Consider the following 8,466-nt stretch of genomic DNA (forward strand, 5'->3'; position numbering starts at 1 on the left):
GACGCGCCGGCCGGCCTCCTTTTTGCCGAGACATGATAATGGCTGGAACGACGCTGAAGACGCCCCTCATTGCCCTCGCGCTCGCGGCCGTTTCCGGGGTGGGCGCGACCGCATCGGCCGTACCGCCCGCTGCCGCGGCGCGGGCCGATGCCGCTCCGCAGGATCTCTATGGCCCGCTGTTCGAAGCGGTCCAGCTCGAGCGCGTCTTTCCCGACAGCAAGACCTTCGTCGACATGATCCCGCGCGAGACCCCGGCGGCGATCATGCAGGCTTATGCCCGCGAGAAGCCGGCCGGACGCGCGGCGCTCGCCGCCTTTGTCGCGCACCACTTCGCGGTCGCCAATGAGGTGCATCCCAATCCGACGATGCGCGAGCATATCCGCGCGCTCTGGCCGATCCTCGGCAAGCCCCCGATCGCGCCGCCGCCCGGCTCCTCGGCGCTGACTCTGCCGGCGGCATCGATCGTGCCCGGCGGGCGCTATCAGGAGTTCTATTACTGGGACACCTACTTCACGATGCTCGGCCTGAAGGCCGACAGCCAGCAGCCGATGATCGATTCGATGCTCGCCAATTTCATGTCGCTGATCGAACGCTACGGCCACATCCCCAACGGCACGCGCACCTATTATCTCTCGCGCTCGCAGCCGCCTTATTTCGCGCTGATGCTCGACCTGTCCGACGATCGCGATCCCGCGCTCGCGCGACGCCGACTCGCCGCGCTCAAGGCCGAACATGCTTATTGGATGGCGGGCACCGCCTGCCTTGGCCGTGCCGAGGCGTGCCAGCATGTCGTGCGCATGCCGGACGGCAGCCTACTCAACCGTTATTGGGACGCACGCGATACGCCGCGCGACGAATCCTTCGCGGAGGATCGCGCGACGGCGGCGGCAGCGGCGCGCCCGCCCGCCGAGGTCGACCGCGATCTGCGCGCGGCGGCGGAGAGCGGCTGGGACTTCGGCTCGCGTTGGCTCGCCGACGGAAGGACATTGGCCTCGATCCACACGACCGATATCGTGCCGATCGATCTCAACAGCCTGATGTGGAACATGGAAATGTCGATCGCGCGGCGGTGCGCGGCGCTCGGCGACCAGGCCTGCGCGCGCGACTTCACGCACCGGGCGGAGACGCGCCGCGCCGCGATCTTCAAATATCTCTGGACGGCAAAGGGCGACCGTTTCGCCGATTATGACCGCGCATCACGCGGTCCGACCTCGGTCATATCCGCCGCTCTGCTCGAACCCTTGTTCGTCGGACTGGCAACGCCCGAACAGGCACGCGCGACCGCCCGGCTGACCGAGGCGCGCCTGCTCGCGCCCGGCGGCCTGCGCACCTCGCTCGTCCGGACAGGACAGCAATGGGATTCCCCCAATGGCTGGGCGCCGCTGCAATGGATCGCGATCACCGGCCTCGATCGCTACGGCGAGAAGGCGCTGGCCCGCGACATCGCGACGCGCTGGCTGAACAACGTCGGCGCCTTTTACAAGCAGACCGGCCGCATGATCGAGAAATATGACGTCGAGGAACGCGCGGCCGGCGGCGGCGGCGAATATGCGGTGCAGGACGGTTTCGGCTGGACCAACGGCGTGACCGCCGCGCTGATGGATCGATACGGCTATGACGATCGGGCGACCGCGCCTCAGCGCTGAACCTTCGTCGCCAGGATGACGGGCCAGTACGACCTCACCGATCATCTCCGGCTGTCGGGCACGATCGACAATCTGTTCGACAAGAAGCCGCTCAAGGATCCGAGCTACGCCTCCTATCCCTATTACGACATCAGCTGGTTCGACGGCGTCGGCCGCTCTTATTACCTCCAGTTGACCTACAAGTTCGGCGGCAAGCTCTGACGGGCAGATAGCGGCGGAACGGCCAAGGCCGTTTCGCCGCTATCCCTGCGATCGTGATCAGGCCGTGGCGACGACGGCCTTGTGGCGGCGGCGCATCGCCACACCCGTCAGCGCGAACCCACCCGCCATCATCGCCCAGGTCAGGGGTTCCGGCACGGATGCGACTTCCGTGACGGTCAACGTCAGCGGCGAATGCCAATAATAATCGGTGAGAGCGAAGGTGCCTGTCAGCAGCGTCGGCGCGTTTTCCGGCCCGGTGTACAATTGCGGACCATCGGTCGCGGTGATGTTGCTTTCGCCGAAGATGCCGCCTCCGTAATCAGCGTTGTAAAAATACATGTCGTCCATGTGGATCGTGGCCGTGTTGTAAGTGTAGGTTCCGGCCAGCGAGAAAAAGGCCAAGCCCACGCCGATCTCGTAATCGTCCGGCAGCCGGTTCGTATCGATATCGAACCGCGCATATTCGATCGCGCCGTGACCATTGGTTCCGGTGAGCGTGTAGCGCAACAGCGTGGCATCGGCCGGCACGGCAGCGGATGCCGCGGCCAGGGCTGCCAGGAGTGCGAATCCCGTCTTCATGATATTTCCCCCCAAAGATGACGCGACCGTTGATGCAAGCCGGATGGCTCGACGACTCCCCCGAAGCGTCGCCCACATCCCTAACGATTTATGCACCATGCACAATGCGTTGAAGCGCCGGCATTTGATGCCCGCACAAATACTTAGTCGAAATGCACCTCTATTGGCGTGCTGTGGTGCGCGCGGAAGAGCTTGCCGCGTTCGGTGACGAACACCACCGCCAACGCCGCCGAACCCAGCACCAGATAGCCGAGCGCCAGCGGCAACACGGTGCCGTTGAAGGACTGGCCGACGACGAGGCCCAGCAAAGCGCCGCCGCAGGTCGAGATGAAGCCCTGGACCGAAGACGCGGTACCCGCGATCTCGCCGACATTCTCCATCGCCATCGATCCGAAATTGGAACCCAACAGGCCGAAACAGAACATCGTCGCGAACTGCAGCACCGCGAAGCTCAGGATCGTCTCATGCCCAGTGGCGACGATGATCGCGTGGATCGCCGCCATCGCGATCATGCCCAGCAAGGCGGCGTGCGATACCTTGCGCGTGCCCAGCCGCTCGACGATCCGCGAATTGACGAACGCCGCCACCGCCATCGACAGGCCGACGCCCGCGAACACCAACGGAAATTTGTTGGGCGCGTGGAAGATGTCCTGAAAGATCTGCTGGATCGAATTGATGAAGCCCATCAGCGCGCCGAAGATCAAAGTAATCGCGATCGTGTAGCCGAGCGCGTTCCGCTCGGTCAGCGTGCGGCTAATGCCCTGCCCGATCACGCGCGGCGACAAGCGCCGCCGATATTCGGGGTGCAATGTCTCGTGCATCACCAGCCCGAGCACGGTCGCGACCAGCAAGGCGAAGGCGGCGAGAAAGAAGAAGATCAGCCGCCAGCTGCCGACCAGGAGAATCCCCTGGCCGAGGCTCGGCGCAAGGATCGGCACCATCAGGAAGACCATGAACGCGGTCGACATGACGCGCGCCATCTGCCGGCCCGAATAGCAATCGCGCACGATCGAGATGGTGAGCACCCGCCCCGACGCGCCGGCAATCCCCTGGAACAGCCGCGCCGCGAGCAGCATCGGGAAGCTCGACGAAAGCCCGGCGACAACGCTGAGCGTCGCGAACAAGGTCAGGCTCGGCACCAATATCTTCTTGCGCCCGAACCGGTCGGACAAGGGACCATAGACGATCTGCGCGACGCCGAAGCCGAACACGTAGATCGCGATCACCCATTGCTGGTGGTTCTCGTTCGTGACGCCGAGCGATTGGCCGATATGCGGCAGCGCCGGCAGCATCGAATCGATGCCGAGCGGGGTCACCGCCATCAGCGCCGCGATCAGCGCGACGAACAGCCCGAAACGCATTCCGGGCCCGGCGCCGGCGGGCGCGGGAGGAAGAGCATTATCGCTGGGCATCGACCGCCTATGCCGCCTGCGCTGCGTTGCGGCAAGGCAGGCCAAGGGAAAACACGCAAAGAAAAACGGCCGCGAACCGGTAGGTGCGCGGCCGTCTTTCGGATCAGGCTGAAAGCTTAGACGGCAGCCTTCGGCTTGCGGCCCGGCTTGGCGCCGCCGGTGCGGGGCTTGCGGCCGAGGCCGATCTTGTGCGCGAGCGCGCGGCGCTGCTCGGCATAATTGGCGGCAACCATCGGATAGTCGCGCGGCAGGCCATAGGCCTCGCGATAGCTTTCCGGGCTATAGCCATGCTGCGAGATGTGACGGCGCAGCATCTTGTACTGCTTGCCGTCGATCATGCTGATCAGATATTCGGGCTTGATCGAGGCACGGGCGGAAACGGCACCCTTGGGCTTCTCGGCCTGCGGCTCCGGCGCGGAGGCACCGACCTGCGACAGCGCAGCATAGACGCTCTGGATCAGCGCGCCGACTTCAGCAGTCGGGACACTGTTGTTGCTGACATGCGCCGCAACAATGTCGGCCGTAAGGGTAATCAATTCCTGATTGTCGTTCGCCACGGTAATACTCCTAGGGGGAAGGGCGCATATAAACGCGATTTGTTTCTTTGCCAGCGCTTCTCGCACCTTAACTGTAATTTTTCGCGACGAATGCGTGGATTGATCGGACCAATGCAATCTCGGCAACCGCACGCGTTGCAAAGCGATCCCGCCTTCCCATATCCGCCATCGAGCGGAGAGACATAGATGAGTACAGACAAAATCGGCTGGCACGGAACAACCATCCTGTCGGTCAGAAAGAACGGCAAGGTCGTCGTCGCCGGCGACGGCCAGGTCAGCCTCGGCAATACGGTGATCAAACCCAATGCGCGCAAGGTGCGCCGATTGGGCGATGGCCAGGTGATCGGCGGTTTCGCCGGCGCCACCGCCGACGCCTTCACCTTGTTCGAACGGCTCGAGCGCAAGCTGGAACAGCATCGCGGCCAGTTGCTGCGCGCGGCGGTCGAACTCGCCAAGGATTGGCGGACCGACAAATATTTGCGCAACCTCGAAGCGATGATGATCGTCGCCGACAAGGACGTGACGTTGATCCTGACCGGCAATGGCGACGTGCTCGAACCCGAAGCCGGCATCGCCGCGATCGGATCGGGCGGCAATTATGCCCTCGCCGCCGCCCGTGCGCTGCTCGACTACGAAGACGATGCGGAGAAGATCGCGCGCAAGGCGATGCAGATCGCCAGCGAAGTCTGCGTCTTCACCAATGGCAACGTGACCGTCGAAGAGATGGACAGCGCGAGCTGAGAATTCCCCTCCCGCTTGCGGGAGGGGTTAGGGGAGGGGCCACCCTCCCGCCCTTTCGCAGCGGCTTCCCCTCCCGCAAGCGGGAGGGGAGAAGAGAAAAGCAATGAACGACGCCCTTACCCCCAAAGCCATTGTCGCCGCGCTCGACGAGCACATCATCGGCCAGGACGACGCCAAGCGCGCGGTCGCGGTCGCGATGCGCAATCGCTGGCGCCGCCAGAAGCTCGCGCCCGAACTGCGCGACGAGGTCAGCCCCAAGAATATCCTGATGATCGGGCCGACCGGTTGCGGCAAGACCGAGATCAGCCGCCGCCTCGCCAAGCTCGCCGACGCGCCGTTCGTGAAGGTCGAAGCGACCAAGTTCACCGAAGTCGGCTATGTCGGCCGCGACGTCGAGCAGATCGCGCGCGACCTCGTCGAGGAAGCGATCCGGCTCGAAAAGGAACGCCGCCGCGCCGCGGTCAAGGACAAGGCCGAGGACGCCGCGATGGCGCGCCTGATCGACGCGCTCGTCGGCAAGGATGCGTCCGAAGCGACGCGCAGCTCCTTCCGCCAGCGCTTCGAGGACGGCCATCTCGACGACAAGGAAGTCGAGATCGAGGTCGAGGATAGCGGCAACGGCACGATGGAAATCCCCGGCATGCCCGGCCAGATGAGCATGATCAATCTGGGCGACATCATGGGCAAATTGGGCGGCGGCCGCATGAAGAAGCGCAAGCTTTCGGTGCGCTCGGCCTGGACCAAGTTGGTCGAGGAAGAAGCCGACAAGCGGCTCGATCAGGAAGATGTCGCGCGCGTCGCGTTGGCCGATGCCGAAGCCAATGGCATCGTCTTCCTCGACGAGATCGACAAGATCGCGGTTTCGGACGTGCGTGGCGGATCGGTCAGCCGCGAAGGCGTGCAGCGCGACTTGCTGCCGCTCGTGGAAGGGACCACTGTTGCAACCAAATATGGTCCGATCAAAACCGACCATATCCTGTTCATCGCGTCGGGCGCCTTCCACGTAGCCAAGCCGAGCGACCTGCTGCCCGAACTGCAGGGCCGCCTGCCGATCCGTGTCGAACTGAAGCCGCTGACCGAGCAGGATTTCGTGCGCATCCTGTCCGACACGCGCGCGTCGCTCACGACGCAATACAAGGCGCTGATCGCGACCGAGCAGGTCGATCTCACCTTCACCGAGGACGGCATCGCCGCGATCGCGCGCACCGCCGCGCAGGTGAATGAGAGCATCGAGAATATCGGTGCGCGCCGTCTGTCGACGGTGATGGAGAAACTGCTCGAGGATGTGAGCTTCCACGCCGAGGAACGCACCGGCACGGCGCTGACGATCGACGCCGCTTATGTCGATGCGCAGCTCGCCGAAGTCGCGCGGAACACGGACCTCAGCAAATACGTCCTGTAAGCCGGCACTTCAGTAAAGGATGAGATCATGGCGGTGACGACGCTCGACCCGAACACGGCTTTGATCGTGATCGATCTGCAAAAGGGCATCGTCGCCCACCAGACCGCGCCTTATCCGGCCGCCGACATAGTCGCGAAGGCGGCCTCGTTGCTCAAGGCATTCCGCGCGCATAAATTGCCGGTGGTGCTGGTCCATGTCGTCGGCGGCGCGCCCGGCCGCAACGAGCAGCCCAAGATGCCCGATCCCGCGCCCGACTGGGCGGAGTTCGTACCCGAGCTCGACCGCCAGCCCGGCGACCATATCGTCGCCAAGAAGACGTGGGGCGCGTTCGCCCACACCGGGCTGGAGGAGCATCTGCGCGCGCAGGGCGTAACCCAGGTGGTGGTAGCGGGCGTCGCCACCGCGATCGGCGTCGAATCCACCGCGCGCCAGGCCTACGAAGCCGGCTTCAACGTCGCGCTGGCCATCGACGCGATGACCGATCTCAGGGCCGAGACGCACGAGAACAGCGTCGCCCGAATCTTCCCGCGCCTCGGCGAGACCGGCACGGCGGACGAGATAATCAGCCTGCTCGATCTGCGGTGAACGATCGGTTCCGGCCAAAGCGGACCCATCAACCGTGCCGGCCCGATTGACTCGCGCGCCCGATCGCCCGACGTGGGGTCAGGGGAAAGATCCATGAAATCAATCGCAACCGTTGCCGCACTGGCCGCCCTGCTCGGCCCGTCGGCAGCCGGGGCCGTCAAGGCCAAGCTCGATCAGCCGGCCCCGCCGTTCCGCGTCACCACGGTGACCAAGGACAAAATCGATCTCGCCGCGTTGCATGGCGAGGTGGTGGTCGTGAACCGCTGGGCGACCTGGTGCGTGCCGTGCCGGAAGGAGTTCGCTTTGTTCGACGCCTATGCCGCGCTCCGCGCCAAATATGGTTTCACCGTGATCGCGATCGAAACCGGCGGCGCGGGATCGAGCGGGCCGATGCGCAAGCTTGCGGAGATGGTGCATTTCCCGGTCGTGCTCGAAGGCGCCGCCCATGCGGACGCCTATCCGATCATCGATAACGGTGTTCCGACCAACTATGTGATCGATCGGGCCGGCGTCGTCCGTTACGCCAAGGCAGGGGCGTTCGAGATCGACGAGCTCGACGCGCTCATTCGTCCTTTGCTCAACGAACCGGCCCCGCCGGATCCGGCGCCCGCGCCGTCCACGACCCCACCCGCCAAATAGGCGCCGGCGGGACGAACCCGCCGGCGCGAACTTCAGCGCGCGACGCTGAACAAGACTTCATACAGGCCGGGATGCGCCTCTCCGAATGCCTTGTTCCGGTCGATAAAGCCTTCACGCTTCAGACGTCCGATCACGGCGTGCGCCGCATCGAGGTTCGCGCTCTGCGCGTAATTGACGACGCGCATGCCATCGAGGCTGCGATGAAGGCTGGCCGAAATCCAGCCATCCTCTTCCGCCGCACATCGCGCCGCCTCCTTCAGATTTTCGATCAGCGCGTCCTGACCGCCCAGCGGGACGGTGAAGACGTTGATCTGGGTGATGATGCCGTTGTTCGCCTGAATGATGGCCATCTCTGCGGTCCTTCAAAGGGCCTGCGCGGGGGTCCGCCACGCGCAGGCAATGGCGCCGGGCGCGCCAAAGCCTGCCGTGGGCGCCCGCATGTGCGGGAGCGGAGCCTCCTTGTCCGGAGGGGATCGGGCTTACCTTTGCCGATCCTGGTCCTTTTCGACGGCTGGAATCTAGCATCCTCGCACATCGCTTGAAAGCGGCTCTCGACTTCCCGGAAAGGGGGCGGCAAGGCATTGCCATGTCGCTGACCGAACGCATTCTCACGCCCGTAGCCGCCTGGATCATCGCCGTGATTTCGGCGGGCGGCTATCTCGGCATCGTCTTCCTGATGGCGATCGAGAGCGCATGCATTCCGC

General features: G+C 64.5%; 10 protein-coding genes and 1 pseudogene. 7 read left to right on the forward strand and 4 right to left on the reverse strand.

Features of this window, described 5'->3' with window-relative positions:
* Window positions 1-32 precede the first annotated feature (32 nt).
* Together treF and VK533_RS09005 are read left to right on the forward strand one after the other, a co-directional pair.
* Complete coding sequence (gene treF, locus VK533_RS09000) at window positions 33-1,646, forward strand: alpha,alpha-trehalase TreF (RefSeq protein WP_414712294.1); 1,614 nt, start codon at window positions 33-35, stop codon at window positions 1,644-1,646.
* Between the two features lie 15 nt (window positions 1,647-1,661).
* The gene (locus VK533_RS09005) at window positions 1,662-1,847 is read left to right on the forward strand and encodes a hypothetical protein (protein ID WP_324376599.1); all 186 of its coding nucleotides are present in this window, start codon (window positions 1,662-1,664) and stop codon (window positions 1,845-1,847) included.
* Between the two features lie 57 nt (window positions 1,848-1,904).
* On the opposite strand, the gene VK533_RS09010 is transcribed toward VK533_RS09005, so the two are convergent.
* The 3 genes from VK533_RS09010 to VK533_RS09020 all read right to left on the reverse strand — a co-directional run bounded on the left by VK533_RS09010 (window position 1,905) and on the right by VK533_RS09020 (window position 4,395).
* On the reverse strand, window positions 1,905-2,426 hold the full coding sequence (locus tag VK533_RS09010; RefSeq protein WP_324376601.1) for a PEPxxWA-CTERM sorting domain-containing protein: 522 nt from the start codon (window positions 2,424-2,426) through the stop codon (window positions 1,905-1,907).
* A 143-nt stretch (window positions 2,427-2,569) separates the two neighbouring features.
* On the reverse strand, window positions 2,570-3,787 hold the full coding sequence (locus VK533_RS09015; protein WP_324376603.1) for a multidrug effflux MFS transporter: 1,218 nt from the start codon (window positions 3,785-3,787) through the stop codon (window positions 2,570-2,572).
* A 167-nt stretch (window positions 3,788-3,954) separates the two neighbouring features.
* Window positions 3,955-4,395 carry a MucR family transcriptional regulator gene (locus tag VK533_RS09020; protein WP_324376605.1) on the reverse strand — a complete coding sequence of 147 codons (441 nt, stop codon included), beginning with the start codon at window positions 4,393-4,395 and terminating at the stop codon, window positions 3,955-3,957.
* 186 nt (window positions 4,396-4,581) lie between these two features.
* Between VK533_RS09020 and hslV the strand changes: the two genes are divergently transcribed.
* The 4 genes from hslV to VK533_RS09040 all read left to right on the forward strand — a co-directional run bounded on the left by hslV (window position 4,582) and on the right by VK533_RS09040 (window position 7,762).
* Window positions 4,582-5,136, forward strand: coding sequence for an ATP-dependent protease subunit HslV (gene hslV, locus VK533_RS09025; RefSeq protein WP_324376607.1), 555 nt, complete (start codon window positions 4,582-4,584; stop codon window positions 5,134-5,136).
* Between the two features lie 103 nt (window positions 5,137-5,239).
* Window positions 5,240-6,538, forward strand: coding sequence for an ATP-dependent protease ATPase subunit HslU (hslU, locus tag VK533_RS09030; protein ID WP_324376609.1), 1,299 nt, complete (start codon window positions 5,240-5,242; stop codon window positions 6,536-6,538).
* Window positions 6,539-6,565: 27 nt separating this feature from the next.
* On the forward strand, window positions 6,566-7,123 hold the full coding sequence (locus VK533_RS09035) for an isochorismatase family protein (protein WP_324376611.1): 558 nt from the start codon (window positions 6,566-6,568) through the stop codon (window positions 7,121-7,123).
* Window positions 7,124-7,216: 93 nt separating this feature from the next.
* Entirely contained in the window at window positions 7,217-7,762 is a 546-nt protein-coding gene (locus VK533_RS09040) for a TlpA disulfide reductase family protein (RefSeq protein WP_324376613.1), read from the forward strand.
* Between the two features lie 32 nt (window positions 7,763-7,794).
* On the opposite strand, the gene VK533_RS09045 is transcribed toward VK533_RS09040, so the two are convergent.
* Window positions 7,795-8,112, reverse strand: coding sequence for an antibiotic biosynthesis monooxygenase family protein (locus tag VK533_RS09045; RefSeq protein ID WP_324376615.1), 318 nt, complete (start codon window positions 8,110-8,112; stop codon window positions 7,795-7,797).
* A 236-nt stretch (window positions 8,113-8,348) separates the two neighbouring features.
* Here VK533_RS09045 and VK533_RS09050 point away from each other — a divergent pair.
* Window positions 8,349-8,466, forward strand: a pseudogene (locus tag VK533_RS09050) (DedA family protein); the annotation flags it as partial.

This window comes from Sphingomonas sp., from assembly GCF_035317925.1.
GTDB lineage: Bacteria > Pseudomonadota > Alphaproteobacteria > Sphingomonadales > Sphingomonadaceae > Sphingomonas_I.